27 protein-coding genes are annotated in these 26,468 nt (G+C 54.7%); 16 read left to right on the top strand and 11 right to left on the bottom strand.

The genetic code is table 11. The annotated features are described in order from the left end of the window. Positions 1 to 443: 443 nt before the first annotated feature. Positions 444 to 1,685, top strand: coding sequence for a serine/threonine transporter SstT (sstT, locus tag URZ40_RS17880; RefSeq protein ID WP_320720947.1), 1,242 nt, complete (start codon positions 444 to 446; stop codon positions 1,683 to 1,685). Between the two features lie 80 nt (positions 1,686 to 1,765). Here sstT and URZ40_RS17875 read toward each other — a convergent pair whose 3' ends face one another. Both URZ40_RS17875 and uxaC read right to left on the bottom strand, forming a co-directional pair. Further along, the gene (locus URZ40_RS17875; RefSeq protein WP_316379879.1) at positions 1,766 to 3,253 is read right to left on the bottom strand and encodes an altronate dehydratase family protein; all 1,488 of its coding nucleotides are present in this window, start codon (positions 3,251 to 3,253) and stop codon (positions 1,766 to 1,768) included. Between the two features lie 17 nt (positions 3,254 to 3,270). Continuing rightward, positions 3,271 to 4,683, bottom strand: coding sequence for a glucuronate isomerase (gene uxaC, locus URZ40_RS17870; RefSeq protein WP_116342186.1), 1,413 nt, complete (start codon positions 4,681 to 4,683; stop codon positions 3,271 to 3,273). Positions 4,684 to 5,159: 476 nt separating this feature from the next. Here uxaC and URZ40_RS17865 point away from each other — a divergent pair, with 476 nt between their 5' ends. The 11 genes from URZ40_RS17865 to URZ40_RS17815 all read left to right on the top strand — a co-directional run bounded on the left by URZ40_RS17865 (position 5,160) and on the right by URZ40_RS17815 (position 12,455). Further along, positions 5,160 to 6,458, top strand: coding sequence for an MFS transporter (locus URZ40_RS17865; RefSeq protein WP_116342188.1), 1,299 nt, complete (start codon positions 5,160 to 5,162; stop codon positions 6,456 to 6,458). A gap of 115 nt (positions 6,459 to 6,573) precedes the next feature. Further along, positions 6,574 to 7,350, top strand: a complete 777-nt coding sequence (gene exuR / locus URZ40_RS17860) for a transcriptional regulator ExuR (protein ID WP_028014506.1) — start codon at positions 6,574 to 6,576, stop codon at positions 7,348 to 7,350. Positions 7,351 to 7,693: 343 nt separating this feature from the next. After that, positions 7,694 to 8,356, top strand: coding sequence for a DedA family general envelope maintenance protein YqjA (yqjA, locus tag URZ40_RS17855; protein WP_008503144.1), 663 nt, complete (start codon positions 7,694 to 7,696; stop codon positions 8,354 to 8,356). Positions 8,357 to 8,358: 2 nt separating this feature from the next. Further along, complete coding sequence (mzrA, locus tag URZ40_RS17850) at positions 8,359 to 8,742, top strand: EnvZ/OmpR regulon moderator MzrA (RefSeq protein WP_116342191.1); 384 nt, start codon at positions 8,359 to 8,361, stop codon at positions 8,740 to 8,742. A gap of 143 nt (positions 8,743 to 8,885) precedes the next feature. Next, positions 8,886 to 9,254, top strand: a complete 369-nt coding sequence (locus URZ40_RS17845; RefSeq protein WP_116342194.1) for a DUF1090 domain-containing protein — start codon at positions 8,886 to 8,888, stop codon at positions 9,252 to 9,254. Between the two features lie 29 nt (positions 9,255 to 9,283). Beyond that, complete coding sequence (locus URZ40_RS17840) at positions 9,284 to 9,589, top strand: YqjD family protein (RefSeq protein WP_008503141.1); 306 nt, start codon at positions 9,284 to 9,286, stop codon at positions 9,587 to 9,589. A 1-nt stretch (position 9,590) separates the two neighbouring features. After that, on the top strand, positions 9,591 to 9,989 hold the full coding sequence (locus tag URZ40_RS17835) for a phage holin family protein (protein ID WP_014885329.1): 399 nt from the start codon (positions 9,591 to 9,593) through the stop codon (positions 9,987 to 9,989). Next, entirely contained in the window at positions 9,986 to 10,282 is a 297-nt protein-coding gene (locus URZ40_RS17830) for a YqjK-like family protein (protein WP_014885330.1), read from the top strand. The genes URZ40_RS17835 and URZ40_RS17830 overlap by 4 nt, the downstream gene beginning before the upstream one ends. A gap of 248 nt (positions 10,283 to 10,530) precedes the next feature. After that, positions 10,531 to 10,923 carry a DoxX family protein gene (locus URZ40_RS17825; protein WP_116342196.1) on the top strand — a complete coding sequence of 131 codons (393 nt, stop codon included), beginning with the start codon at positions 10,531 to 10,533 and terminating at the stop codon, positions 10,921 to 10,923. Between the two features lie 71 nt (positions 10,924 to 10,994). After that, positions 10,995 to 11,981: a glutathione S-transferase family protein gene (locus tag URZ40_RS17820; RefSeq protein ID WP_116342199.1), complete on the top strand. Its 987-nt coding sequence runs from the start codon at positions 10,995 to 10,997 to the stop codon at positions 11,979 to 11,981. Positions 11,982 to 12,089: 108 nt separating this feature from the next. After that, positions 12,090 to 12,455 (top strand): DUF805 domain-containing protein, encoded by a 366-nt coding sequence (locus URZ40_RS17815; protein WP_061096989.1) that lies wholly within the window; start codon positions 12,090 to 12,092, stop codon positions 12,453 to 12,455. A 41-nt stretch (positions 12,456 to 12,496) separates the two neighbouring features. Here URZ40_RS17815 and yhaJ read toward each other — a convergent pair whose 3' ends face one another. Continuing rightward, complete coding sequence (gene yhaJ / locus URZ40_RS17810) at positions 12,497 to 13,399, bottom strand: DNA-binding transcriptional regulator YhaJ (protein ID WP_003862655.1); 903 nt, start codon at positions 13,397 to 13,399, stop codon at positions 12,497 to 12,499. Positions 13,400 to 13,503: 104 nt separating this feature from the next. Here yhaJ and URZ40_RS17805 point away from each other — a divergent pair, with 104 nt between their 5' ends. Further along, positions 13,504 to 14,205 carry a pirin family protein gene (locus URZ40_RS17805; protein WP_316379877.1) on the top strand — a complete coding sequence of 234 codons (702 nt, stop codon included), beginning with the start codon at positions 13,504 to 13,506 and terminating at the stop codon, positions 14,203 to 14,205. A 102-nt stretch (positions 14,206 to 14,307) separates the two neighbouring features. On the opposite strand, the gene URZ40_RS17800 is transcribed toward URZ40_RS17805, so the two are convergent. Next, positions 14,308 to 15,609, bottom strand: coding sequence for a serine dehydratase subunit alpha family protein (locus URZ40_RS17800; protein ID WP_192983887.1), 1,302 nt, complete (start codon positions 15,607 to 15,609; stop codon positions 14,308 to 14,310). Between the two features lie 20 nt (positions 15,610 to 15,629). Further along, positions 15,630 to 16,961, bottom strand: a complete 1,332-nt coding sequence (locus URZ40_RS17795; RefSeq protein ID WP_022649483.1) for an amino acid permease — start codon at positions 16,959 to 16,961, stop codon at positions 15,630 to 15,632. 350 nt (positions 16,962 to 17,311) lie between these two features. On the opposite strand from URZ40_RS17795, the gene URZ40_RS17790 reads away from it, so the two are divergent. Genes URZ40_RS17790 through URZ40_RS17780 form a run of 3 tightly spaced genes read left to right on the top strand, consistent with a single transcriptional unit; the run spans position 17,312 to position 18,588 of the window. Next, positions 17,312 to 17,761: an STM2901 family protein gene (locus URZ40_RS17790; RefSeq protein ID WP_010435901.1), complete on the top strand. Its 450-nt coding sequence runs from the start codon at positions 17,312 to 17,314 to the stop codon at positions 17,759 to 17,761. 2 nt (positions 17,762 to 17,763) lie between these two features. Beyond that, entirely contained in the window at positions 17,764 to 18,081 is a 318-nt protein-coding gene (locus tag URZ40_RS17785) for a DUF1493 family protein (RefSeq protein WP_080328283.1), read from the top strand. A 21-nt stretch (positions 18,082 to 18,102) separates the two neighbouring features. Further along, on the top strand, positions 18,103 to 18,588 hold the full coding sequence (locus URZ40_RS17780; protein WP_010435904.1) for a type VI secretion system tube protein TssD: 486 nt from the start codon (positions 18,103 to 18,105) through the stop codon (positions 18,586 to 18,588). 75 nt (positions 18,589 to 18,663) lie between these two features. Here URZ40_RS17780 and URZ40_RS17775 read toward each other — a convergent pair whose 3' ends face one another. From URZ40_RS17775 to tdcA, 6 genes are all read right to left on the bottom strand, one after another. Beyond that, entirely contained in the window at positions 18,664 to 19,074 is a 411-nt protein-coding gene (locus URZ40_RS17775; RefSeq protein ID WP_320720946.1) for a Spy/CpxP family protein refolding chaperone, read from the bottom strand. A gap of 148 nt (positions 19,075 to 19,222) precedes the next feature. Beyond that, entirely contained in the window at positions 19,223 to 21,517 is a 2,295-nt protein-coding gene (gene pflB, locus URZ40_RS17770; RefSeq protein WP_320720945.1) for a formate C-acetyltransferase, read from the bottom strand. 15 nt (positions 21,518 to 21,532) lie between these two features. Beyond that, the gene (gene tdcD, locus URZ40_RS17765; RefSeq protein WP_302220252.1) at positions 21,533 to 22,741 is read right to left on the bottom strand and encodes a propionate kinase; all 1,209 of its coding nucleotides are present in this window, start codon (positions 22,739 to 22,741) and stop codon (positions 21,533 to 21,535) included. A gap of 30 nt (positions 22,742 to 22,771) precedes the next feature. Further along, complete coding sequence (gene tdcC, locus URZ40_RS17760; RefSeq protein WP_116342210.1) at positions 22,772 to 24,103, bottom strand: threonine/serine transporter TdcC; 1,332 nt, start codon at positions 24,101 to 24,103, stop codon at positions 22,772 to 22,774. 9 nt (positions 24,104 to 24,112) lie between these two features. Next, positions 24,113 to 25,102 (bottom strand): bifunctional threonine ammonia-lyase/L-serine ammonia-lyase TdcB, encoded by a 990-nt coding sequence (tdcB, locus tag URZ40_RS17755; RefSeq protein ID WP_096217841.1) that lies wholly within the window; start codon positions 25,100 to 25,102, stop codon positions 24,113 to 24,115. Between the two features lie 96 nt (positions 25,103 to 25,198). Beyond that, the gene (tdcA, locus tag URZ40_RS17750; RefSeq protein WP_163329732.1) at positions 25,199 to 26,119 is read right to left on the bottom strand and encodes a transcriptional regulator TdcA; all 921 of its coding nucleotides are present in this window, start codon (positions 26,117 to 26,119) and stop codon (positions 25,199 to 25,201) included. Between the last annotated feature and the right edge of the window lie 349 nt (positions 26,120 to 26,468).

Here is a 26,468-nt window from a genome sequence, read left to right as displayed (position 1 = left end):
GGTGCCCTCAGCTTATTCCTTCAGGCTATCGGGTCGGGCATGAGCCTGCATCCCTGCAGGCCACGCCCTCTCGGCGCATCCGTGCGCCTCGCCCCGGCCTTACGGAAACGCCTCAGCGATTTACAGCCGGACCATAGCATCGCTGAAAGCCTTAAATCGTTCTGAAACAGCATTATTGCTTCTGCTTAAAAATTACTGGGGATCCCTCAGCCCACAGGGAGAGGGGGAAATGCAATACAGGCCGGGTAAGCGCAGCGCCACCCGGCATTTTCGTTAACCAATAGTTAAAAAACATGACGCAACACGTAAAATCCAGCATTTTACGCTTCCGCCTTTCGCTCCTTTCCCTGATACTCAACCAGGCAAACAAATACTTACATCCGGACATAAATGTGACTTAGAGCACATCCAGGATGGAACGCAATTTCACTCAGGAATAACGTATGAGCACACAATCACGCGGTCTGTTCGCGCGCCTGGCGCAGGGCAGCCTTGTAAAACAAATTCTGGTCGGGTTGGTACTGGGTATTCTGCTGGCGATGGTGTCAAAACCTGCCGCGGAAGCCACGGGGCTGCTCGGCACCCTTTTCGTTGGCGCGCTGAAGGCCGTCGCACCGGTACTGGTGCTGATGCTGGTGATGGCGTCGATTGCCAACCACCAGCACGGACAAAAAACCAACATTCGCCCTATTCTGTTCCTGTATCTTCTGGGAACCTTCTCTGCGGCCTTAACGGCCGTTGTGTTCAGCTTCCTGTTCCCGTCCACGCTGCACCTGACCAGCGCCGCCGGTGATATCACGCCGCCGTCCGGCATTGTCGAAGTCCTTCGCGGCCTGCTGATGAGCATGGTTTCAAACCCCATTACCGCGCTGATGAATGCAAACTACATTGGCATCCTGGTCTGGGCGATTGGACTGGGCTTCGCGCTGCGTCACGGCAACGAAACCACGAAAAACCTGGTGAATGATATGTCGAACGCCGTCACCTTTATGGTGAAACTGGTGATTCGCTTTGCGCCAGTCGGTATTTTCGGGCTGGTCTCTTCCACGCTGGCGACCACCGGTTTCGACGCGCTGTGGGGCTACGCGCAGCTGCTGGTTGTTCTGGTCGGCTGTATGCTGCTGGTGGCGCTGGTGATCAACCCGCTGCTAGTGTTCTGGCAGATCCGCCGCAACCCGTATCCGCTGGTGCTGACCTGCCTGCGCGAGAGCGGCGTGTATGCCTTCTTCACCCGCAGCTCTGCGGCGAACATTCCGGTAAACATGGCGCTGGCAGAGAAGCTGAACCTGGACCGCGATACCTACTCCGTGTCGATCCCGCTGGGCGCGACCGTGAACATGGCGGGCGCCGCTATTACTATCACCGTGCTGACCCTGGCGGCGGTGCATACGCTGGGTATTCCTGTTGATCTGCCAACGGCGCTGCTGTTGAGCGTGGTGGCGTCGCTGTGTGCCTGCGGCGCATCCGGCGTGGCGGGCGGTTCGCTGCTGCTGATCCCGCTGGCGTGCAATATGTTTGGCATCCCGAACGAGATTGCGATGCAGGTTGTGGCCGTCGGCTTCATCATCGGCGTGCTGCAGGACTCCTGTGAAACCGCGCTGAACTCCTCTACCGACGTGCTGTTCACCGCAGCGGCCTGTCAGGCGGAAGACGCGCGTTTAGCGAAGAATGCCCTGCGAGGTTAACAGCAAAACGGCAACCCTGAGGTTGCCGTTTTTAGTGTTTGTACCCTCTCCCCGTGGGAGAGGGCATCAGGCCGCACCGATTAAAGCGTCACACCACTCTTAAAGATCGCCAGCTCGCGGAAGTCGTTCTTCTCATTGCAGGTCTGCCTGCCGTTAGCAAACTCCACGATAGTGTCCACGAACTCCGTCAGCAGCTGCGGCATCGCTTTGCCATGTATCAGCTGGCCTGCGTCGAAATCAATCCAGTGCTTTTTCTTCGCCGCCAGCTCACTGTTGGTGGCGATTTTGACCGTCGGCACAAAACCGCCGTACGGCGTACCGCGACCGGTGCTGAACAGCACCATATGACAGCCCGCCCCCGCCAGCGCGCTGGTGGCGACCGCATCGTTACCCGGTGCGCTCAGCAGGTTCAGACCGTGGGTTTTCAGGCGTTCGCCGTAGCGCAGAACGTCCACCACCTGGCTGGCCCCCGCTTTCTGGGTGCAGCCGAGGGATTTCTCCTCCAGCGTGGTGATCCCACCCGCCTTATTACCCGGCGACGGGTTTTCATAAATCGGCTGATTGTGGGCGATGAAGTACTGTTTGAAGTCATTCACCATGGTAACGGTCTTCTCAAACGTCTCTTCGTCGCGGCAGTGGCTCATCAGAATGCGCTCCGCGCCGAACATTTCCGGCACTTCGGTCAGCACCGTCGTACCGCCGTTGGCGATCACGTAATCCGAGAAGCGGCCCAGCATCGGGTTGGCGGTGATCCCGGAAAGGCCGTCAGACCCACCGCACTCCAGCCCAAACTTCAGCTCGCTCAGCCTGCCCGGCTCGCGCCTGTCGTGGCGCATCACCTCATAAAGCTGGTGCAGCAGCTCAACGCCCGCCTCCACTTCGTCGTCCTGATGCTGGCACACCATGAAGTGCACGCGCTCAGGAGCGAATTCGCCCAACGTGTCGCGGAAGGCATCCACCTGGTTGTTTTCGCAGCCGAGGCCGATCACCAGCACCGCGCCCGCGTTCGGGTGGCGCACCATGTTTTGCAGCATGGTGCGGGTATTGATGTGGTCATCGCCCAGCTGCGAGCAGCCGTAGGTGTGGCTGAACAGATGCACGCCGTCGGTGCCTTCGGCATTGTTGGTCTCTTTCAGGAAACGCGTCTGAATTTGACGCGCAATGCCGTTGACGCAGCCGACGGTCGGCAGGATCCACAGCTCGTTGCGGATCCCCACCTCACCATTAGCGCGGCGGTAGATCTGCACTTCACGATCCGCCGCCTGCACATTTTCTTCGGGTAAATCAGGTTGATAGCTGTACTCGTCCAGATCGCTCAGATTCGTGCGCGCGTTGTGGGAATGAATATATTCACCCGGCGCAATATCCGCCAGCGCATGTCCGATGGGCAAACCGTACTTCACCACGTTCTCCCCCTTTGCAATGGGGAACAAGGCAAACTTGTGTCCACGTCCAATGGCCTGGCGTAACGTGACCAACTGGTTGTCAAAGGTCACTTCCGTGCCTTCGGTTAAATCTGCCAGCGCGACGGCGACGTTATCCAGCGAATGGATTTTGATGTATTGCATATCAACCTCAGACGGCCTTAGTTCAGTTCAATGGCGAAGTAGTCACGCGCATTGTTAAAGCAGATGTTTCTCACCATGTCGCCCAGCAGCTGGAGATCCGCTGGCGCTTCACCCGCATGCACCCAGCGGCCAATCATCTGGCACAGAATGCGGCGGAAGTATTCGTGGCGCGTGTAAGAGAGGAAGCTGCGGCTGTCGGTCAGCATGCCGACAAAGCGGCTCAGCAGGCCAAGCTGCGCCAGTTGCGTCATCTGCCGCTCCATGCCGTCTTTCTGATCGTTGAACCACCAGCCGGAGCCGAACTGCATCTTGCCCGGCATCCCTTCGCCCTGGAAGTTGCCGACCATGGTGCCCAGCACTTCGTTATCGCGCGGGTTCAGGCAGTACAGAATGGTTTTCGGCAGCAGGTTCTGTTCGTTCTGTTTGCTCAGCAGTCTGGACAGCTCTTCCGCCAGCGGACGGTCGTTGATGGAGTCGAAGCCCACGTCCGCGCCCAGCAGTTTGAACTGGCGCTGGTTGTTATTGCGCAGCGCGCCGATGTGGTACTGCTGTACCCAGCCGCGACGGGCGTATTCCGCACCGAGGAACACCAGCACCGCCGTTTTGAACTGCGCCACTTCATGCTGGCTAAGCGATTCACCGGACAGACGACGCGCCAGGATGCTGTCCAGTTCGGCTTCGTTTGATTCCGCAAACAGCACCACGTCCAGCGCGTGGTCGGAAACTTTACAGCCGTGCGCCGCGAAGTGATCCAGGCGTTTAGTCAGCGCGGTTTGCAGGTCAGCGAAACGACGAATATCGGTATCGGACACTTCCGCCAGCTTCGCCATGTAGTCGTTGAAGGTGGCCTGTTCGATGTTGAAGGCTTTGTCCGGGCGCCAGCTTGGCAGCACTTTGATGTCAAAAGAGGTGTCTTTGGCGACAACGGCATGATGTTCCAGAGAGTCAATCGGATCGTCGGTGGTGCCCACCATCTTCACGTTCATCTGCTTCATGATGCCGCGCGCAGAGAAGTTATCCTGCGCCAGCAGCGCGTTGCACTGGTCCCAGATCTCATCCGCTGTGGCGGGTGAAAGCAACTTGCCGGTGATGCCAAACGGACGGCGCAGTTCGAGGTGCGTCCAGTGGTAAAGCGGGTTACCGATGGTGTGCGGAACGGTCGCTGCCCAGGCATCAAACTTCTCGCGATCGGTCGCGTCGCCGGTACACAGGCGCTCGGCCACGCCGTTGGTGCGCATCGCGCGCCATTTATAGTGGTCACCCTTCAGCCAGATGTCATACAGGTTTTTGAAACGGTAATTTTCGGCAACCTGCTGCGGCGGTAAGTGGCAGTGGTAGTCGAAAATCGGCTGGTCTTTTGCGTAGTCGTGGTACAGGCGGCGAGCAAATTCGGTATCTAAGAGAAAATCTTCGGTCATAAACGGCGTCATTATCGTCTTCCTCATTACGGGAGCGTCAGAAAGCGTATGTTCATATGCTGCAAAGTTATCACACCAATTTCCACCCGCCGACGTTTTTTTCGTGAGTGAGATCAATAAATGTCGACAAATAAATTACCCAAATTGGGGTAAATCACTCTACAGGCCGCGTCGATACTGGCTTCACCCGCAACGAATAATGACCCTACAAAGGATCATACATTTGTGATGTCACTCACCTTTTAAAGTTGTATGACAAGTTATCTTTTCGCCGTCGCAAACATTCAGCCGACGGAATGCATTACCGGTGTGAGAAACATCGGGTTTAACGGTACGGATACCAACTTATGCACGCTTACTTATGGCAAGGTTCGGGCCGTTCCGGGACATTCTCCCGGTTATGCCCCTCCCGTTACACAACTGCTCCCGGAAACGGTTGAGAGGTTGCCGTGCTCTGGCGCGGAAATAACATAACGATGAGGTTTTAGATGCGTAAAATTAAAGGGTTACGTTGGTATATGATCGCGCTGGTGACGCTGGGCACCGTGCTGGGCTACCTGACGCGTAACACCGTGGCAGCCGCGGCGCCGACGTTGATGGAAGAGCTGCATATCTCCACGCAGCAATACTCTTACATCATTGCCGCCTATTCCGCGGCATACACCATCATGCAGCCAGTCGCTGGCTATGTTCTGGATATTCTCGGTACCAAAATCGGATATGCCTTCTTCGCCATCGCCTGGGCGGTGTTCTGCGGCGCAACCGCGCTGGCAGGCAGCTGGGGCGGTCTGGCGCTGGCCCGTGGCGCGGTAGGGGCAGCGGAAGCGGCGATGATCCCGGCGGGGCTGAAAGCCAGCTCCGAGTGGTTCCCGGCAAAAGAGCGTTCCATTGCGGTCGGCTACTTCAACGTAGGCTCGTCCATCGGCGCGATGATTGCGCCGCCGCTGGTGGTGTGGGCTATCGTGATGCACAGCTGGCAGATGGCGTTCATCATTTCTGGCGTGCTGAGCTTTGCGTGGGCAATGGCGTGGCTGGTTTTCTATAAACACCCGCGCGATCAGAAGAAACTTTCCGAGGAAGAACGCGAATACATTATTGGTGGTCAGGAAGCGCAACATCAGACCAACAACGGTAAGAAGATGTCCGTCTGGCAGATCCTGGGCACCCGTCAGTTCTGGGGTATCGCCCTGCCGCGCTTCCTGGCTGAACCGGCCTGGGGGACCTTCAACGCCTGGATCCCGCTGTTCATGTTCAAGGTCTATGGCTTTAACCTGAAAGAGATCGCGATGTTCGCCTGGATGCCGATGCTGTTCGCTGACCTGGGCTGTATCGTGGGCGGCTACCTGCCGCCGCTGTTCCAGCGCTGGTTTGGGGTGAACCTGATTGTTTCCCGTAAGATGGTGGTGACCATGGGTGCACTGCTGATGATTGGCCCGGGCATGATCGGTCTGTTCACCAGCCCCTACGTCGCTATCGCGCTGCTGTGCATCGGTGGTTTTGCGCACCAGTCGCTGTCCGGCGCGTTGATTACGCTCTCCTCTGACGTCTTCGGCCGTAACGAAGTGGCAACCGCCAACGGCCTGACCGGGATGGCCGCGTGGACCGCAAGTACCATGTTCGCGCTGGTCGTCGGCGCGCTGGCGGATACCATCGGCTTCAGCCCACTGTTCGCGGTGCTGGCAATCTTTGACCTGATGGGTGCGGTGGTTATCTGGACGGTACTGAAAAGTAAATCTGCAGAGGAGCTGGCGAAAGAGTCCCTCGGGAAACCGGCTACGCAGAGTTAGCGAAAATACGTTTCACCGAAGCCGCCTGCGGGCGGCTTTTTTAATGGCAAAATCTGGAGAGTATTCCGTGAAAGTGGTATAACAAATCATCTGCCGTACCCTGCCTGGAGCGCATATGGAAATCACCGAACCACGTCGTTTATATCAACAACTTGCTGCTGAGCTGAAAGATCGCATCGAGCAAGGGGTCTATCTTGTCGGTGATAAACTTCCCGCCGAGCGCTTTATCGCGGATGAAAAAAGTGTGAGCCGCACCGTAGTGCGCGAAGCGATTATCATGCTGGAAGTGGAAGGCTACGTCGAGGTACGCAAAGGTTCCGGCATTCACGTTATTTCTAATCAGCCTAAGCACTCTCCGGTAGCGGATGAAAGTCTGGAATTCGCCAGCTACGGCCCGTTTGAGCTGCTCCAGGCTCGCCAGCTGATCGAAAGCAATATTGCCGAATTTGCCGCCACGCAGGTGACCAAGCAGGACATCATGAAGCTGATGGAGATTCAGGAAAACGCCCGCAAGGAAAAATGTTTCCGTGATTCCGAGTGGGACCTGCAGTTTCACGTTCAGGTTGCCCTGGCCACCCAGAATACGGCGCTGGCGGCAATCGTTGAGAAAATGTGGACTCAGCGCGTTCACAACCCTTACTGGAAAAAACTGCACGATCACATCGATTCCCGCACGGTCGACAACTGGTGTGACGATCACGACCAGATCCTTAAGGCGCTGATTCGTAAAGATCCCCATGCAGCGAAACTGGCCATGTGGCAGCACCTGGAAAACACCAAGCAGATGCTGTTCAATGAAACCAGCGACGACTTCGAATTTAACGCCGACCGCTATCTTTTTGCTGATAATCCTGTCGTTCACCTCGATACGGCCCCGAGCGGCGCAAAATAGGTGACCTTTCTGCCGGCAGGCGCTTCGCTGCGCCTTCCCGCCTGAGTGGGTAAGCAAAACATATATAGTGTCAGCCTTTGTAAAATCCCTCGCTCACTTTCAGGGCTTACGCCAAAATCACCTCACCCTGCAAATTCTGTGACGCAGAACGTCGGGCTTTGTTACAATTGGATTCACTTCGTTATTTTGAAAGTTAGTGCTTGCTAACCAGCCAATTAACAGGGAACAGTGTTGGCCACAACTCAATGTGTCCGCGAGCGACCATAATGAAATCACAACAATGTCGCCGTGCTGTTTGTCCCGGATAACAGGCGAGACGTTAACCGATTTCCAGGAACACTGAATGGAACTTTTGACCCAACTGCTGCATGCCCTCTGGGCGCAGGATTTTGAAACGCTGGCCAACCCTTCCATGATTGGCATGCTCTATTTTGTCTTGTTTATGATCCTGTTCCTTGAGAATGGTTTGCTGCCTGCGGCCTTCTTACCGGGTGACAGTTTGCTGGTGCTTGTCGGCGTGCTGTGTGCCAAAGGCGCAATGGCGTTCCCGCAGACCATCTTATTACTGACCGTCGCGGCCAGCCTTGGCTGCTGGGTGAGTTATATCCAGGGAAGATGGCTGGGCAATACCCGAATAGTACAGAACTGGCTTTCCCATCTGCCTGCGCACTATCACCAGCGGGCACACCACCTGTTTCATAAGCATGGGCTTTCCGCGCTGCTGATTGGCCGCTTTATCGCCTTTGTACGCACCCTGCTGCCCACCATTGCCGGGCTGTCCGGGTTGAGCAGCGCACGCTTCCAGTTCTTCAACTGGATGAGCGGCCTGTTATGGGTTCTGATCCTGACGACGCTGGGCTATGCGCTGGGTAAAACGCCGGTCTTCATGAAATATGAAGATCAGCTGATGTCCTGCCTGATGCTGCTGCCTGTTGTTCTGCTGGTCTTCGGCCTGATTGGCTCGCTGGTTGTCCTGTGGAAGAAAAAATACGGAGCGCGAGGTTAACGATGGTTATCTCACCGCTCGCCATGCGCCGCTTTGCCTGCGCCTTTATTGCACTGGTGATGCTCAGCGCTATACTGCTGGCCTGGAACACGCTTTCACATCAGGACGCTACGCTGGCCATTCGTCCGGTAAACCAGGGGGGCGGTGTGCCTGACGGTTTTTCTGTCTGGCATCATCTGGATGCAAACGGCATCCGCTTTAAAAGCATCACCCCGCAGGACGATGTTTTACTGATTAAGTTTGATTCCCGTGCGCAGAGCGCCGCCGCGAAAGCCGTTCTTGACCGTACGCTGCCGCACGGATATATCATTGCCCAGCAGGAAGACGACAACTCGCCGGCCGCATGGCTGTCGTTGATTCGCGATACGTCGCATCGGTTCGGATAACTTCCAGGATTCCGAATCTTTTCACTCACTTTGGTGAATCCCCCGTTTACTTACTATGCTTAAGTACGCGGAGCACCCCTCGAATGTACTCCGCATAATTTTGGATAGCGGCTAACCCCGCAACACAATGGAAGGTTTCGATAATGAAATTCCGCATTACCCTGGCTCTGGCCCTTTTATCTTTAAGCACAGCGACCTTCGCAAACTCTCTCTGTCAGGAGAAAGAACAGGATATTCAGCGTGAGATCGGTTATGCCGAAAAGCATAACAATCAGCACCGTGTTGATGGTCTTAAAAAAGCGCTGAGCGAAGTGAAAGCGAACTGTTCAGACAGCAAGCTGCGTGCCGATCACCAGAAGAAAATCGCTGAACAAAAGGACGAGATAGCCGAGCGCCGACAAGACCTGCAGGAAGCGAAAGAGAAAGGGGATGCGGAAAAAATTGCTAAGCGCGAGAAGAAGTTGAAAGAGGCGCAGGACGACCTGAAAGCGCTGGAAGCTCGCGATTATTGAGTTAACGGAAATCTCAACAGGAGAGAATCATGTCAAAAGATACGACGTCTGAACATCTGCGCGCTGAACTGAAATCCCTGGCCGATACCCTTGAAGAGGTGCTGAACTCCTCTGCCGATAAGTCGAAAGAAGAAGTGAGCAAGCTGCGCAGCAAAGCGGAGCAGGCGCTGAAAGAGAGCCGCTACCGCCTGGGTGAAACCGGGGATGCGCTGGCGAAACAGACCCGTGAAGCGGCTGCGCGTGCGGACGAATATGTACGTGATAATCCATGGACGGGTGTTGGAATTGGTGCCGCAGTAGGTGTGGTACTGGGTGTCCTGCTGACGCGTCGTTGATATGGAAGATCCTCGTCACGCACAAGGGCCTGCTAATAACGTCCTCGGCATCGGCCAGCGTATTTTAACGACGCTGGTCGGGATTGCCGAAACGCGCGTCCGGCTGGCAGTGGTCGAACTGGAAGAGGAGAAAGCGAACCTCTTCCAGATGCTGCTGATGCTCGGACTGACCATGCTCTTCGCCGCGTTTGGTCTGATGAGCCTGATGGTGTTAATCATCTGGGCCATTGACCCACAGTATCGACTCAACGCGATGATTGCCACGACCGTCGTTCTTCTGGTCGCGGCGTTGATTGGCGGCATATGGACACTGCGTAAAGCACGCAAGTCCACTTTCCTGCGCCACACGCGCCAGGAACTGGCTAACGATCGCGCCCTGCTGGAGGATGACAAGCCGTGAGCGATAAAGCGGAACGTCAGAAGCGAAAAGCGTACCTGTTAAGTCAGATCCAGCAGCAACGGCTGGATCTGTCTGCCAGCCGCCGTGACTGGATCGACGCGACGCGACGGTTTGACCGTGGCTGGAATACCTTCCTGAGCCTGCGTTCATGGGCGCTGGTCGGCAGCAGCGTGATGGCTATCTGGACGGTTCGTCATCCGAATATGCTCATCCGCTGGGCCCGACGCGGTTTTGGTGCCTGGAGCGCCTGGCGTCTGGTGAAAGCGACGTTGCGACAACAGCAGCTGCGGTGATAAACGCAAAACGGTAACCCTGGTTACCGTTTTTTTTCGCCCTCTCCCCGTGGGAAAGGGTTGGGGTGAGGGCACCAGCGCGCACCTGGCCTTACTCAATATCTTTGAAGAAGATTGACAGTTTTCCTTGCTAACAATTGCCACCCGCCCCGTTTATTATCCTCTCCATCGACAGCAGAGCCGCGGTATCTACCCGAAATTGCAGACAAATAATGTTCAGCCGCTGATGTGGTTTCCTGGAGAGTAAAATGAAAAAATTAGAAGATGTTGGTGTACTGGTCGCACGTATTCTGATGCCAATTCTGTTCATCGTGGCAGGCTGGGGCAAAATCACCGGATATGCGGGTACTCAGCAATATATGGAATCCATGGGCGTTCCGGGGTTCCTGTTGCCACTGACTATTCTGCTTGAGTTCGGCGGCGGCCTGGCGGTTCTGTTCGGCTTCCTGACTCGCACCACTGCGCTGTTTACCGCAGGCTTTACCCTGCTGACCGCGTTCCTGTTCCACAGCAACTTTGCGGAAGGCGTGAACTCACTGATGTTCATGAAAAACCTGACCATCGCGGGTGGCTTCCTGCTGCTGGCTATCACAGGTCCAGGCGCATACAGCATCGACCGCCTTCTGAATAAGAAGTGGTAAGCACGCTATACTGATTGAATCCAAAGCGAGGAGATATCTCCTCGCTTTTGCTATCTGACGGAGGAGAAAAAATGGGACAACTCGTAGACGGCGTCTGGCAGGATGTCTGGTATGACACTAAATCCACCGGAGGACGCTTCAAGCGCTCTGTTTCGGCCTTCCGTAACTGGCTGACCGCCGACGGCGCGCCTGGCCCAAGCGGCGAAGGCGGCTTCGCGGCGGAGAAAGATCGTTATCATCTGTACGTTTCTCTCGCCTGCCCGTGGGCACACCGCACGCTGATTGTGCGCAAGCTTAAAGGGCTCGAATCTTTGATTCCGGTTTCGGTGGTCAACCCACTGATGCTGGAAAATGGCTGGACGTTCGACAGCGATTTCCCCGCCGCGACCGGTGATGACCTGTATCACCACGATTTCCTTTACCAGCTCTACCTGCGCGCCGATCCGCACTACACCGGACGCGTTACGGTGCCGGTGCTCTGGGACAAGAAAAACCAGACGATCGTCAGCAATGAGTCTGCGGAAATCATCCGCATGTTTAACACCGCGTTTGACGCGCACGGTGCCCGCGCCGGAGATTATTACCCGGTCGAGCTGCGGGATAAAATTGACGAGCTGAACGGCTGGATTTACGACAACGTTAACAACGGCGTCTACAAGGCCGGTTTCGCCACCAGCCAGGAAGCCTACGACGAAGCGGTCGGGAAAGTCTTTGAATCCCTGGAACGGCTGGAGCAGATCCTCGGCCAGCACCGCTATTTAACGGGCGATCGCCTGACGGAAGCGGATATCCGCCTCTGGACCACGCTTATCCGCTTCGACCCGGTTTACGTCACCCACTTCAAGTGTGATAAACACCGCATCAGCGATTACATGAACCTGCACGGTTTCCTGCGCGACATCTACCAGATGCCAGGGATCGCGGAGACGGTCGATTTTGACCATATTCGCACCCACTACTTCCGTAGCCACAAAACCATCAACCCAACGGGCATTATTTCCGTTGGCCCGTGGCAGGACCTGGATGAACCGCACGGGCGCGACGTTCGTTTTGGATAAATACGGAGGGCATCAACAGATGCCCTTTTTTAATTCACAATCACCATCTATCCTTATCTCGATCGCTTAAAAAACAAGTGATTGACCGATTATTGAGGCAAGGAAAAAATGGACTGGTATTTAAAAGTACTGCGCAACTACATTGGATTTGGTGGCCGCGCCCGCCGCAAAGAGTACTGGATGTTTGTTCTGGTGAACTTCGTCCTGATTATGGTGCTGGGCATCGTGGATAAAATTCTCGGATGGGAGCGCGCCGGCGGTGAAGGCGTACTCACCACGATCTATGGTTTATTGGTTCTGCTGCCTTCATGGGCCGTGCTGTTTCGTCGTCTCCACGACACCGACCGTTCGGCATGGTGGCTGCTGTTGCTGTTGATCCCGCTTGTCGGCTGGATCGTGATTTTGATTTTCAACTGTCAGAGCGGCACGCCGGGCGAAAACCGCTTTGGTCCGGATCCTAAGATCGGCGCGTAAATTCCTGCCCGGTGGCGCTTACGCTTACCGGGCCTGTACGCTTATTTGTTGTGATGCGCAAAGAGCTTAGGTATTTCTCGCAAACACCACGATTTGGCTTCGCCCATGCTGTCGCGGCGCCACGCCATAATAATGTCCACTTCGCTGGTGTACTCCGGGCTCACAACCCGCAGTCGCCCTTCCGCAATATCTTTCTCCACAAACGGATACGGCATCGTCGCCACGCCCAAACCGGCCAGCAGCGCCTGCCTTTTGTCTTCCAGTGACGTGACCGTCAGACGAGGCTGTTTATCCAGCAGCTGAACCGTCAGCACCGGACGTTCACGCGCGGTATCCGCCACCGCCACACCGCGATACTTCACGCGCGTGACCTCAGAAAGCGGTTCCGGCTCCTGATGAATCGGGTGATCCGGCGCGGCAACGTAGACGTTCATGACGCTGTAAAGCTTGCGGGAGTTGATTTCCGAGGATGAGCGGAAGTGCATATCTGGCGCAATGACGATATCCGCCCTGCCCGTCTCCAGACGCTCCCACGCCCCGGCCAGCACCTCGGTGATGATCGACAGCTGCGTGTTGGCCTTCGCCGCCAGGCGGTCCACCAGCGGGAACAGCGCTTCAGTGGGCACCAGCGCTTCGGTGACTAACGTCAGATGGGTTTCCCAGCCGCGCGCCAGCGCTTCGGCGTCCGTGGTGAGCTTGTCTGCTGCTTCCAGCAGCACGCGGCCGCGCTCCAGCAGCATTCGGCCCACGTTGGTGAATTTTGTTCGATGACCGGAGCGATCAAAGAGCACGACGTCCAGCTCTTCCTCCAGTTTTTGCATGGTGTAGCTCAGCGCAGACGGAACGCGCCCCAGTTCATCTGCCGCCGCGGCAAAACTGCCCCGCCGGTCAATCGCGTCCATGACGCGCAGCGCCTCAAGCGTCAATGCTCTCTCTTTAGCCATCTCGTTCTCATTCAGGAAATTTGAACATACCGGGCAGAATATCTGGCTAACAATGCAGCGTCCATACCTTTACCATTGTTTTAGTGTAAAGAGAGGTCAAGTTTATGATTACGACAAGAACAGCTAAACAGTGCGGACAAGCCGATTTTGGCTGGCTGCAGGCCCGCTACACCTTTTCCTTTGGACACTATTTTGACCCGAAACTCCTCGGTTACGCTTCACTGCGCGTATTGAATCAGGAAGTGCTCGCCCCGGGCGCGTCCTTCCAGCCGCGTACGTACCCGAAAGTCGATATCCTGAACCTGATCCTGGAAGGCGAGGCAGAATACCGCGACAGCGAGGGCAATCATGTCCAGGCAAAGGCTGGCGAAGCGTTGTTAATTTCCACGCAGCCGGGCATTAGCTACAGCGAGCATAACCTCAGCAAAGACAAAACTCTGACCCGTATGCAGCTGTGGCTGGACGCCTGCCCTGAGCGGGAAAACTCGCTTGTGCAGAAAATAGATCTGAAGGGCGATAAACAGCAGCTGATTGCGTCACCTGACGGCAGCAAAGGCAGTTTACAGCTACGTCAGCAGGTGTGGCTGCACCATATCGAGCTGAAAAAAGGTGAACAGGCGAGCTTCCAGCTGCACGGTCCGCGCGCCTATTTGCAGTCCATTCACGGTACGGTGCACGCGGTGACGCACACGGAAGAGAAAGAAGCGCTCACCTGCGGTGACGGAGCGTTTATTCGTGATGAAGCGAATATTACCCTGGTGGCGGATACGCCGCTGCGCGCGCTGCTGATTGATTTGCCGGTTTAAAAATCCCCCTCACCCCAACCCCTCTCCCCAAAGGGGCGAGGGGCTCGATCATTCCCTCTCCCCTTTGGGGAGAGGGCCAGGGTGAGGGGTGAAGGTCAATCGCTACACCTTACTCGCCATAATCTCAATAATCTGCCGGTCCGTGGCCTGCATTGCGCGGCACGCCAGCGCGCACAGGTTGGCGATCGACTGCTCCACGTCGTGCGCCACAATGCCCTCGTTGCCCGTCACGGCAGTATCATCCAGTGCCATCATCACGGCTTTCCAGGCGCTGCTGACGCTGGTTGAAACCTTCATGGCGCAGCTGTTAGACGCCCCATCGCAGATCGTCCCGCTGACGTCACCGATCATACTGCCGATCGCCATAGAAATGGTCTGGTAAGAACCGCCCATCAGCCACGCCATCCCCGCCGCAGCGCCCATCGCTGCCGTTGTCGCCGCACAGAGTGCGGACAGGCGCGGAAGCTGATAATGAATATAGATCGCCGACAGATGCGAGAGCATCAGCGCCCGCGCCAGCCGTTCATCACCAGCCTGAACGTGCTCAGCGACTACCACAACCGGCATGGTGGCGGCGATCCCCTGATTCCCGGAGCCAGAATTGCTCATCGCTGGCAGCGTCGCGCCCCCCATGCGGGCGTCCGAGGCCGCGCTGGTGCGGATAACAATGTCTGAACCCAGATCCTGCCCCATCCATCCGCGTGAGCGCTGTTTACTGAGCGTCGCGCCAATGTGCAGACCCCAGCTGCCGCTTAAACCTTCACGGGAGAGCGCATCGTTCAGACGCCCCGCATCGAGAATGAAGCGGATCGCCTCGAATGGCACCTGCTCCACAAACTCAAGGATCTGCGAGAGCGTGGTATTTGACAGAACCGCTAGCGGATCGTTACTTACCTCGGCCTGCCGATCGTCAAGCCTGAAGCGCGTTTCGCCCTGACAAACCACCTCCACCACGCGGGTATGCCCACCCGCGATGGTCACCATGGCCGAAGCCTCTCCGGCGTAAACGCAGGCACGCGAGTAGAGGATCTCCTCGCACGGCTCCTGCAATTTCACCTGCACCAGACCAGCGTTAAGCATTGCTTTGGCGCGCGCCAGCGCATCGGCGGTGACATCTTTCAGCACCTCCAGCCCCGCCTGCGCATTGCCCCCCATCGCGCCCAGCGCAGCTGCAATGGGCAACCCGACCATGCCGGTGCCCGGCACCGTTACGCCAAGCCCGTTCTTCATCAGATTCGGCGATACCCACGCCTCAATCTTCGTGACGTCGCCAGGCAGTTGCTCTGCGGCAATCGCACAGGCCAGCGCCAGAGAAACGGGCTCGGTGCACCCCAGCGCAGGCTTAACTTCTTCCTGCACTACGCGAATAAATTGATTCCATAAAGGATGAGTTTGCTTAGACATCGTTACGACCTTAATTACCCTCAGGAGAATGCGAGGAAAGGAGAAACACAAAGCAGCAGTCCGGTGATGACGATTATCACCAGCGATACGCCTTTATACTTATGTAGGGCCGGGACCTTGTAGACCAGCCATGCAGGGATCAGGCAGCCCACCATGCCAAAGATAGGGCTACAGATGGAGGTGAAGCTCAGCACCGGCGCGTTTAACACGATCGCGCTCCAGGCCAGCAGGATAGCGAACAGCATAATCCCGCGCTGGACGGCATTTTCATTGATTTTTTCTGCCGGCATTTTGCGGCGCAGGATGTTCATGACGATCCCCTGCGTGGCCTCGCGGAAGCCGAGGTAGACGCCGAAAAACGCGGTCATCACAGCAAAAATATTGAGGATCACGCTGACGATTTTGACCCAGCCCGCGCCGTCGCCGCTGATAAACTGCGCCGCAATCGCCAGAGCCGAAATGTTCTGCTCGTAGGCTTTGACCGCCTCGTCATGCCCCATCGCTAGCGTAAAGGAGACGGCGTAGAAAAAGACCGTCACAAACAGCACGCCAAAGGCAATATTCATCGCCCGCAGCGCTTTATGGCGCGCCACCTCAACGGACTTTTCCCGTGAACGATACGAAATCACCATCGGGCTTAAGGTCTGAATAAACAGAATGGAAGTTAAGGTAAACGGCAGCGTGATGATGGCGTTTTTAATCAGCAGCCCCATCGGCGGCAGCATGCCCACGTTGGCTAAATGCCAGAGTCCAATCATCGAAAGACCCAGCGCGGCAACCACGAATAATTTGGTCAGCACCATCAGGCTGGAAACTTTAAACAGCAGCTTTTCACCGCGCGACGAAATAGCGACCAGAATGCAGATCAGGAATAAGCCGTAAAACGGGTTTTCCGAGAGCAAACCGTCGGTCACGCCGAAGGTATGCAAATACGAGGCGCTGTCGTTGGTGATAGCCGTGGAATAGACGAACATCCAGATCACCAGCATCACGAAATAGAGCGCGCCTAATAAGATGCCCCAGTTTTTACCTAAATAACCGCTAATCACGCTCGGGTAGTCTTTACATTCCGGGGATTCCGCCAGCGTATTAATAAATAATCGCTGGAAGAGGTACATGGCCGGATAACCAATAATCGACGAAAGTAAAAAGACCCACAGCCCCATTAATCCCACCTGAACCGGGAGAAAAACAATCCCCGCGCCGATAGCCATCCCGATACTCATAATGACCCAGCCCGTGTCGGTGCTGTCGAATTTAATCGCCTCTCGCCACTCGCTTTCGCTCATTCCCGCCCGCCTTGCCGCAGGGGAATCACTCACAATCACACTGCTGTTTGTTGCCATATTCATGGGGCACTCGCTTATTTTGTAGGGTAAACAGTTGTTTTTATTAGGTTCCGATCGCCAGCGATTGCGATTCAGATGGTTGCAGGTGTGTGTTATTGGTGTGGAAAGATCATATCCGGAGCGCGGGAGAAAAAGGTCACAACCTTTATAAGGATTTATCAAGATCATGAGTAAAACATTCCATAAAATCCTAAAAAGAAGATAAAATTTTCTAAATGTGATGCGCATCAAAAAATTACATCATCCTGAAACGAGAATATTTCGGAATTTATAAAGATAAACGCCCTACTCTCAGCCCTTTGTTTTTTATAGGATGACATTTCAGCAAACAACGCAAAGACTATGGTTATACTATGGACACCGTTGAAGAACTCAATGGAACATACTTTTATAAAGGTGTATGTAACATCTCCGCATCTGAGTTATTTTTTTGGATTTTTTTGGATGCCACCGATGAACAGTTCGGCGGATTAAAGGATGCAGTAATGATGGCCACTATGATTCTTGGTTTACCTATACTTGAAACCAGAACAAAGCCAGAAACGGCTACAATAGGCACATCTGTGGCATCTAAGTACCTGCGAGATCTACTGAATGTACAGCTACCACACCGACTACCTACAATTACACTTGCAAGCTTTAAATACAGAAAACCAATGTATACCAAAAACTTAGGTGCGTTCATTGGCCGATGGATACCTGCACTTGGGATAACCATACTTGCTGCAGATGTTGCAATGATAAGTTACAAAACGCTTTCAAGATATAATACGATTGCTCACCCAAAAGACCGGATTTGGTGAAGATGAACAGTGAAGCTGATGTTTTAAAATTCTTCAGGGATAATTTACCAGAACAAGGCACATTTACGGGTAAACGGATTCCCCTCGGGATAGATGATGTTTTACAGGATTACACGGATCTGGATGATATCGTATATGCCATTGAGCGATTCGAAAAAAAGTATCTTATTGAAGTTAACACTGGAAATTATTTCCCCTGGACTCAAACCTGGTTTTTCAGGAAATGGTTTACTAAAGAACCGGTTAAGCAAATATCAAAGCCATTGACGGTAAGAATGTTTGCCGAAGCGGTAAAAGCAGGAAAATGGATACACGATTGATTTATAGAAGGAGTTTTTATCATGGCCGTACCTGTTCACATTTGGTTCTATGACGACGGTGGCTCACTCATTAAAGGTTCATGTGATGTTCAGGATCGTGAAGGGAGTGTTGAAATTAGAGGTTTAACCCATAATTTGAGTATTCCAACCGATCCACTCTCCGGAAGATTAACCGGAACGAGGAAACACGCGCCTTTCCTGTTCGAGAAGGAAATTGATAGCTCATCTCCTTATCTTTATAAGGCGGTAGCGACAGGGCAAAACCTTAAGAAAGTTGAAATTAGATATTACCGAATTAATGACGCAGGTTGGGAGGTTGAATACTTTAGAACTGAGCTGGAAGGTGTGAAAGTTGTCTCTATCTCCCCTATTGTTAACGATACACGTAACTGCCCTGGTACTGGCCACCTTGAATCTGTTCAATTGCGCTACGAAAAAGCGACCTGGACCTATTGCGACGGGAATATTCAGTTTGCTGATGCATGGAATGAACGTGCGTCGGCATGATGTTTAGAATTCATTCTCACAGAATCTAATTAAAGCGATTCTGTGAGGTCTCATTTTAAATGATTGATTCCTGAATCACTCTGCCAGCGCGTTAGCCATATCGGTTCTAATCTGCTTACGCTGTTCCGGCGTCAATACCTGGCTGACGTCGAAGTAATATTTCACGCGGTAATAACGGGTCTGCTCTTCAATTTTGCTAAAGGCGGAAAGCTGGCTTTTCACCGTGCTTTCGTCCCACTTACCCGCCTGGAACATGTCGATCAGCGCGCCGTCCTTCACGCCCGTCATCGGGATCTTGCTGACATTTTGTTCCAGCTGCTTATGCAGATCGTCAATCTTCTTAACCTGCTCATTGCTGAGCTTCAGGTGCTGTACCAGCGGATCCTGCGATGGAGACGGGGCTGCCTCAACGTTCGCGGCCTGCGCCGTAAAACTGCACACTGCCAGCGAGGCGGCGACCAGCGCAATACGGGTCATTTTCATCATCTTACTGTCCTTACATTCTGTTATAGGAAAAAGCAGGAGCATTGTTTTTCAAGAGCGGATGAATATGTGTGAGTAATTATATAAACAATTTTGTATGTTTAGCGGGCAAAAAAATGCCCCCTACGTTGAGGGGGCATGAGAACTCATTTTAGATAGATTGGGTAAACGTTCGCGAAATCACATCCTGCTGCTGCTCCCGCGTCAGGGCGTTAAACCGCACCGCATACCCTGAAACGCGGATCGTCAGGTTCGGGTAATTCTCAGGATGCGCAATGGCATCGAGGAGCATTTCCCGGTTCATGACGTTGACGTTCAGGTGCTGCCCGCCCTCAATGGACGCTTCATGATGGAAATACCCGTCCAGCAGCCCGACCAGGTTGGTTTTACGCACCAGCTCGTCCTTGCCCAGCGCCTGCGGCACGATGGAGAAGGTGTAGGAGATCCCATCTTTTGCATATGTGAACGGCAGTTTGGCCACCGACGTTAGCGAGGCCACCGCCCCTTTTCTGTCGCGACCGTGCATCGGGTTCGCGCCAGGCGCAAACGGCGTGCCGCCGCGGCGTCCGTCCGGCGTGTTGCCGGTCTTCTGGCCGTAGACCACGTTGGAGGTGATGGTCAGGATCGACTGGGTCGGCACCGCGTTACGGTAGGTTGGCAGCGCCTGAATTTTCTTCATAAAGCGCTCCACCAGGTCGCAGGCGATGCTGTCCACGCGATCGTCGTTGTTGCCATACTGCGGGTAGTCCCCTTCTATCACGAAATCGACCGCCAGACCGGTGTGGTCGCGCACCGGCTTCACCGTGGCGTATTTAATGGCCGAGAGAGAATCCGCCGCCACCGACAGCCCGGCAATGCCGCAGGCCATGGTGCGATAGACGTCCCGGTCGTGCAGCGCCATCAGCGAGGCTTCGTAGCTATACTTGTCGTGCATGTAGTGAATGAGATTCAGGGCGCTGATGTACTGCACCGCCAGCCAGTCCATAAAGTGATCGAGGCTCGCCATCACGGTGTCGTAATCCAGCACGTCGCCCAGCAGCGGCTCGGTTTTCGGGCCGACCTGAATCTTCAGTTTTTCGTCCACTCCGCCGTTGATCGCGTAAAGCAGCGTTTTGGCGAGGTTGGCGCGCGCGCCAAAGAACTGCATCTGCTTGCCGATCACCATCGGGCTGACGCAACAGGCAATGGCGTAGTCGTCGCTGTTGAAGTCTGCACGCATCAGATCGTCGTTCTCGTACTGCAGCGAAGAGGTGACGATCGACACCTGCGCGGCATATTTCTTGAACGCGATCGGCAGTTGTTCAGACCAGAGGATCGTCAGGTTCGGCTCCGGCGCAGGCCCCATGGTGTGTAGCGTGTGCAGATAGCGGAAGCTGTTTTTGGTCACCAGCGTGCGGCCGTCCAACCCCATGCCGCCGATCACTTCCGTCGCCCAGATCGGATCGCCGGAGAAGAGGGTGTCGAACTCCGGCGTGCGCAGGAAGCGCACCATGCGGATCTTCATGATGAAGTGGTCGATAAGCTCCTGGGCCTGGACTTCATTCAGCCGCCCTGCCTGCATATCGCGTTCGATGTAGATATCGAGGAACGAGGCCGTGCGCCCCAGCGACATCGCCCCACCGTTCTGGGATTTTACCGCGGCAAGGTAGGCAAAATAGACCCACTGCACCGCTTCCTGGGCGTTCATCGCCGGACGTGAGATATCAAAGCCGTAGTTCGCCGCCATCTGCTGGATCTGCAGCAGCGCGCGCTTGTGCTCCGCCAGCTCCTCGCGCAGGCGGATCGTCGCCTCCAGATCTTCACCGCGCTCCAGCCTGCCCTGCAGATCGGCAAACTGCAGCTCACGCTCGCGCACCAGATAAGCGATCCCGTACAGCGCCACGCGACGATAGTCGCCGATGATGCGTCCGCGCCCGTAGCCGTCCGGCAGACCGGTCAGCACGCCGGATTTACGGCAGCGCATCATCTCCGGCGAATAGACGTCAAACACGCCCTGGTTATGGGTTTTGCGCAGGTCGGTAAACAGGTATTCGAACTGTGGATCCATCTCCCGACCGTAGGCTTCGAACGAGCTGCGGATCATATTGATCCCACCGTAAGGGTGCAGCGCACGCTTAAGCGGCTTATCGGTTTGCAGACCGACGATCGTCTCCAGATCCTGGTCGATATAGCCAGGCCCGTGGGCCGTAATGGTGGTGGCAATGTTGGTGTCAAAATCCACCGGGGCATGGGTGGCATTCTCCTGGCGAATGCCGACCATTACCTTCTGCCACAACGCCGTCGTTGCTGGCGTCGCCTGCGCGAGGAAAGCTTCATCGCCTTCATAAGGGGTGTAGTTATGCTGAATAAAATCGCGGACGTTAACGGCGTTTTTCCATTCTTCACCGCGAAACCCGGCCCATGCGTCGCTGTAGGGCGCGACGCCCGTATCGATAGTTACTTTCATGTGATTCTCGCTTTATCAGGCGTAAGCCGCGGCCGGAGTAACCTTCCCAAGACGGAGAGCGTCCAGCGCGATCATTTTTTCTTCGTTGGTAGGGACAACCGCGCAGACTACGCGGGAGGTATCGGTGCTGATGATGCGCTCACCCGCGCTGCCCGGCAGGGCGTTTTTGGCGTCGTCGAGGTGGATGCCGAACACTTTCAAATGTTCCGCCACCAGCTCACGGACGAGCGTCGAGTTTTCGCCAATGCCGCCGGTAAAGATCACCCCATCCAGACGGTGCAGCGACGCGGCGTGACCGGCAATATGCCGCGCAATGCGGTGAACAAAGGTGTGTATTGCCAGTTGCGCCCGCTCATTGCCTTCGTGCCAGGCTTTCTCTAGCGCGCGTAGATCAGAGGAGATGCCGGATATCCCCAGCAATCCGGACTCTTTGTTGACCACGCGCTCCAGGTCCTCTAAGGACTGGCCGGTCTGCTGGGCAATCCACGCCATCGCGCCGAAGTCCACGTCGCCGCAGCGCGTACCCATCACCAGCCCTTCCAGCGGCGTCATCCCCATAGAAGTGTCGACGCTTTCGCCGTTGCGCACCGCACAGATGGACGCCCCGTTGCCAAGATGGGCGATCACCAGGCCGCTGTCATCGGGGGACAGCCCGAGAAGCGTATGCGCCTGCCCGGCCACGTAGCGGTGAGAGGTGCCGTGGAAGCCGTAACGGCGCACGCCCAGCTCTTCAAAATAGCGGTACGGCAATCCGTACAGATACGCCTGCGGCGGCAGCGTCTGGTGGAAGCTGGTGTCAAACACTGCCACCTGCTGCACACCCGGGAACAGGCGCTCTGCGGCTTCCACGCCGCTCAGGTTGGCGTAGTTATGCAGTGGCGCCAGCGGGGAGACCTGGCGGATCTGCGCGATCACCTCTTCCGTGATCAAGGTCGACTCGCTGAAGAGGTCGCCGCCGTGCGCAATGCGGTGGCCAATCAAGGCCACGCTGCTCATCAGGTCGCGTTTCTCCAGCTCCAGGGCGATGGCAGCCAGCGCCCCTTCGTAGTCCTGGTGAGCCAGTCTGGCCGGCTCCCCCCCGTTCACGGAAATAAAGGCCTTCCCGGTGTTGATCCCATCTGCAATGCCCGTCATCAGGGCATCGCAGCTTGCTGCATCCAGCACCGAAAACTTAACAGAGGACGATCCGCAGTTAATAACCAGTACTACCGGAAACTCAATCATCATATGACTCCGCTCTTCCTGAGCTTTGGGTTAGAACAGTTTGTAAACGATATTCAAAATGGTCAGCAGGCCCACAACCGTGACGAAGATGTTCTCGGGTTTGCCCTTATATTTCGCCATGGCTGGCGCTTTGCGGATGGCGTACATCGGCAGCAGGCACAGCAGAGAGGCGATAATCGGCGCCCCCATGGCTTCGATAAGGTCGAGAATGTTCGGGTTGGCGTACGCCACAACCCAGGTGGAGCCCATGATGAACACCATGCTGATGGTGTTCAGCTTGCCAACAGAGACTTTCTTCTTATCGCCCTTGTAGCCAAACTTGAGGATCAGGCCGTTCAGCCCTTCCAGGGTGCCCAGGTAGTGGCCGAAGAAAGATTTGAAGATCGCGACCAGCGCGATGATGGAGGCACCGTATTCCAGTACCGTCGCGAACGTCGATTTGGTTCCGGACATCGAGGCAAAATGGTTCGCCAGGTAGGAGAGCACCGGAATGTTCTGCGCCTTGGCGTCCGCCATATTCTGCGGAGAGAGCGTAAACAGGCAGCTAAAGGCGAAGAACATCACCACGGCCACCATCAGCAGGCTGGCGCGACCGATGATTCTGGAACATTTCTGCTCTGTGAACTCTTTGCCGAACTCCGGTTCGTACTCTTCGCGCTTTGAGACCACGAACGAGGAGACGATAGGCGAGAAGTTAAAGGAGAAGACCATGATGGAGATACCCAGCCACACCGTGACCAGAATGCCGTCATGACCGGTGAAGGCGATATCGCTCAGGTTGACCTGGTCGATTACCGCCGAGTTCCAGTACGGGATCAGCGACAGGGAAATCAGCACCAGGCTGGCGATAAACGGGAACACCAGGAAGCTCATGACCTTCACCATCAGGTCTTTACCAAACCAGATAACAAAGGCCATCAGCAGCAGCAGGAACAGCGCGACAAAGCCACGGTTCAGCGCGGGCAGCTGGAGCTGGTTTTCCCAGAAGGTCATAAAGGTGTTGGTAATGGTGACGCCGTAAATCCACAGCAGCGGGCAAATGGCGAAGAAGTAGAGGAAAGTGATCACCACCCCGCCGGTCTTCCCAAAGTGCTCTTCCACCGTTTCGGTGATGTTGCCGGAAACGTTGCTGCCGGACAGACACAAACGCGCCAGCGCGCGGTGGCAGTAAAACGCAATCGGGAACGCGAGAACCAGCATCAGCAAAATGGGGATCAATCCACCAAAGCCTGCGCGAATGGGGAAGAACAGCACGCCCGCGCCAATGGCGGTACCAAACAGGCCAAGCGTCCAGGTAGTATCAGACTTACGCCAGGAGGACGTTTTGGACTGGCCAACGATAATGCTTTCTGTGTTGCTCATAGGTCACCTTTATGCGTCAACGAAGCCGGTAATTTGGGAAACGCGGGAGAGATCGATATTGCCGCCGGAAATAATGCAGACGGTTTTACGGCCCTGAATATAGTGGTCAAGCTTACCGCTTAATAATGCCGCGCAGGCCAGCGCACCGGCGCCTTCCGTCACCACTTTATTTCGCTGAATAAGAGCAATCATGCTGTTGCGAATATCGTCTTCGCTCACCAGTACAATGTCGTCGACCAGTTCACGAACAATTTCGAAGGTTAATTTACCCGGACGAGACACATCGCAGCCGTCAGCTAACGTGCCGGTAACGCGATGGTTGGTTATTTCTCCGGCCTGATACGATGCGGCCATTCCGTGAACGTTTTCAGACTGTACGCCGATAATATTAATGGTCGGGTTGATGGATTTAATCGCCGTGGCAATCCCGGCAATTAATCCGCCGCCGCCGATAGGGACAATCACGTTATCCACGTCGTACAAATCTTCGAGGATTTCCAGGCCGATGGTGCCCTGGCCGGCGATCACTTTCGGATCGTCATAAGGCGGGATAAAAATGCGCCCTTCCATCTCGACGATTTCGCTCACTTTGGCGATGGTGTCGTTGAAGTTTTCGCCGTGCAGCACCACCTCTGCCGAGTAGTCGCGCGTCGCAGCGACTTTGGATTTCGGTGCGCCCATTGGCATCACCACTTTGCCGTCGATACCGAGCATCGCACAGGAGAGCGACACCCCCTGCGCGTGGTTTCCCGCCGAGCAGGCGACAACGCCTTTGCGTTTTTCAGCGTCGGTCAGCGAGCTTAACTTGTTAAACGCGCCGCGAATTTTAAACGAGCCGGTACGCTGCATGTTTTCAAACTTGAGGAATATCTCACCTTTACACCGTTCGCTGAGATAATTTGAGCGCGGCATGCCGGTTTTATAGATTTTTCCTGCCAGTCGCTTTCTGGCATCCTGTATATCTTCAATGGTTACCGGGAGATCGTAAGTAATGTGCATAATGTCCTCGTTATAATAATTCATTGTTTTCAGGCAAAGTCAGGGTATCAGAGCGTTAAAAAGCGGCGCCCCGGGTATTTTAAAGCGTAATTATTTTTATCGTCGTCTTTCGATATTCATCGACGAATATTGTTTTGCCAGCTCAACTAATACTGACGCCGATTTTTTAATCCTGTAATTTTTTGACCATACGGCGGCATAACGCGCCACGGGTAATTCATCTTCCACTGGCAGCACAATAAACTGGTCCGAGCCGAAAGGCGCAATCATATCGCGCGGAATCACCGTGAGATAATCGGCATTCAGGACAAGGTTATAAATGGTGACGACGGAATCGGTCTGGACGATGTTTTCAATGCTGATGTGGTTGTCTTGCAGGGTGGTCAGGAGTTCTTTGTAGTAGCCCATATCGGTTTGCGGCATCACCCACTGCTCGTGCGTGAGCGATGCCAATGTCGTCGGGCCGGTGCACGTTCGTGATTTACTGGCGACCAGCACAAACTCGGACTCGAACAGCGGCTCGACGTGCAGATCCTGCAGCAGCATTTCATCACTCAGCGTGCCGATGGCAAAATCCAGCCGACCGTCGCGAATGGCCGGAAGAAAAGAGGAGAGCTGGGCTTCATACATGGATACGCGTGCTTTCGGGAACACTTCCCTGAATTTTTTGATCATCCCGGACAGGAAGGTGAAACCAATCAGCGACGGATAGCCAAAGGAGACGTCCATGACGGTGCTAAAACTGAGGCTGTTAATCTCGCTCACCATGTTTTTCATCTCGCGGGTGATCGACTCAGAGTACGAGAGCAGAACCTGGCCCGCGGCAGTGAGTTTTACGCCGGTGTTTTTACGTACCATCACTTCCACGCCGAAGTAGGACTCAATATCGCTGATGATTTTGCTGACGGCGGGCTGCGTCAGGCCCAGCTGTCTTGCTGCAGAACCTATGGAGCCACTTTTAATGACTTCCTGAAATACCACGAGGTGCTGTGTTTTCGGTAGAATAATAGTGTTCATAATATTCTGCGCTTATTTCCCTATGACGGGGTGGATTCTACTCAATAATGTTTCAAGGGGTATGTGCTGTTACTCACAATTTGCTTTTCCACACTATTCACATGAATAATCAAAACCCTAAAAAGACTTTACTAACAATGAGATGAACGCATTAAGGCAGACCATTACGCTGATATTGATCAACAAAAACAGGAGTAATAAATTTATTTTATGGCAATAACCTTGATAAATTTTCCTGCATTAAAAAAATCAATAAAGACGATCTTTCAGGCAATTAAAGGCCAATAAATAACCGTTATTCAGTTGAAACATTCTTTCAAATTATCAAATTCTGCAGAGGCTTTTTGGC

It is taken from the genome of Enterobacter sp. 296B2, from assembly GCF_034106185.1.
Classification (GTDB): domain Bacteria; phylum Pseudomonadota; class Gammaproteobacteria; order Enterobacterales; family Enterobacteriaceae; genus Enterobacter; species Enterobacter cloacae_N.
This window is presented reverse-complemented; position numbering and strand designations above follow the sequence as displayed.

Coding starts and splice junctions, on each gene's coding strand:
- sstT (WP_320720947.1), top strand. CDS start 444: ATGAGCACACAATCACGCGGTCTGTTCGCGCGCCTGGCGCAGGGCAGC.
- URZ40_RS17875 (WP_316379879.1), bottom strand. CDS start 3,253: ATGCAATACATCAAAATCCATTCGCTGGATAACGTCGCCGTCGCGCTG.
- uxaC (WP_116342186.1), bottom strand. CDS start 4,683: ATGACGCCGTTTATGACCGAAGATTTTCTCTTAGATACCGAATTTGCT.
- URZ40_RS17865 (WP_116342188.1), top strand. CDS start 5,160: ATGCGTAAAATTAAAGGGTTACGTTGGTATATGATCGCGCTGGTGACG.
- exuR (WP_028014506.1), top strand. CDS start 6,574: ATGGAAATCACCGAACCACGTCGTTTATATCAACAACTTGCTGCTGAG.
- yqjA (WP_008503144.1), top strand. CDS start 7,694: ATGGAACTTTTGACCCAACTGCTGCATGCCCTCTGGGCGCAGGATTTT.
- mzrA (WP_116342191.1), top strand. CDS start 8,359: ATGGTTATCTCACCGCTCGCCATGCGCCGCTTTGCCTGCGCCTTTATT.
- URZ40_RS17845 (WP_116342194.1), top strand. CDS start 8,886: ATGAAATTCCGCATTACCCTGGCTCTGGCCCTTTTATCTTTAAGCACA.
- URZ40_RS17840 (WP_008503141.1), top strand. CDS start 9,284: ATGTCAAAAGATACGACGTCTGAACATCTGCGCGCTGAACTGAAATCC.
- URZ40_RS17835 (WP_014885329.1), top strand. CDS start 9,591: ATGGAAGATCCTCGTCACGCACAAGGGCCTGCTAATAACGTCCTCGGC.
- URZ40_RS17825 (WP_116342196.1), top strand. CDS start 10,531: ATGAAAAAATTAGAAGATGTTGGTGTACTGGTCGCACGTATTCTGATG.
- URZ40_RS17820 (WP_116342199.1), top strand. CDS start 10,995: ATGGGACAACTCGTAGACGGCGTCTGGCAGGATGTCTGGTATGACACT.
- URZ40_RS17815 (WP_061096989.1), top strand. CDS start 12,090: ATGGACTGGTATTTAAAAGTACTGCGCAACTACATTGGATTTGGTGGC.
- yhaJ (WP_003862655.1), bottom strand. CDS start 13,399: ATGGCTAAAGAGAGAGCATTGACGCTTGAGGCGCTGCGCGTCATGGAC.
- URZ40_RS17805 (WP_316379877.1), top strand. CDS start 13,504: ATGATTACGACAAGAACAGCTAAACAGTGCGGACAAGCCGATTTTGGC.
- URZ40_RS17800 (WP_192983887.1), bottom strand. CDS start 15,609: ATGTCTAAGCAAACTCATCCTTTATGGAATCAATTTATTCGCGTAGTG.
- URZ40_RS17795 (WP_022649483.1), bottom strand. CDS start 16,961: ATGAATATGGCAACAAACAGCAGTGTGATTGTGAGTGATTCCCCTGCG.
- URZ40_RS17790 (WP_010435901.1), top strand. CDS start 17,312: ATGGACACCGTTGAAGAACTCAATGGAACATACTTTTATAAAGGTGTA.
- URZ40_RS17785 (WP_080328283.1), top strand. CDS start 17,764: ATGAACAGTGAAGCTGATGTTTTAAAATTCTTCAGGGATAATTTACCA.
- URZ40_RS17780 (WP_010435904.1), top strand. CDS start 18,103: ATGGCCGTACCTGTTCACATTTGGTTCTATGACGACGGTGGCTCACTC.
- URZ40_RS17775 (WP_320720946.1), bottom strand. CDS start 19,074: ATGATGAAAATGACCCGTATTGCGCTGGTCGCCGCCTCGCTGGCAGTG.
- pflB (WP_320720945.1), bottom strand. CDS start 21,517: ATGAAAGTAACTATCGATACGGGCGTCGCGCCCTACAGCGACGCATGG.
- tdcD (WP_302220252.1), bottom strand. CDS start 22,741: ATGATTGAGTTTCCGGTAGTACTGGTTATTAACTGCGGATCGTCCTCT.
- tdcC (WP_116342210.1), bottom strand. CDS start 24,103: ATGAGCAACACAGAAAGCATTATCGTTGGCCAGTCCAAAACGTCCTCC.
- tdcB (WP_096217841.1), bottom strand. CDS start 25,102: ATGCACATTACTTACGATCTCCCGGTAACCATTGAAGATATACAGGAT.
- tdcA (WP_163329732.1), bottom strand. CDS start 26,119: ATGAACACTATTATTCTACCGAAAACACAGCACCTCGTGGTATTTCAG.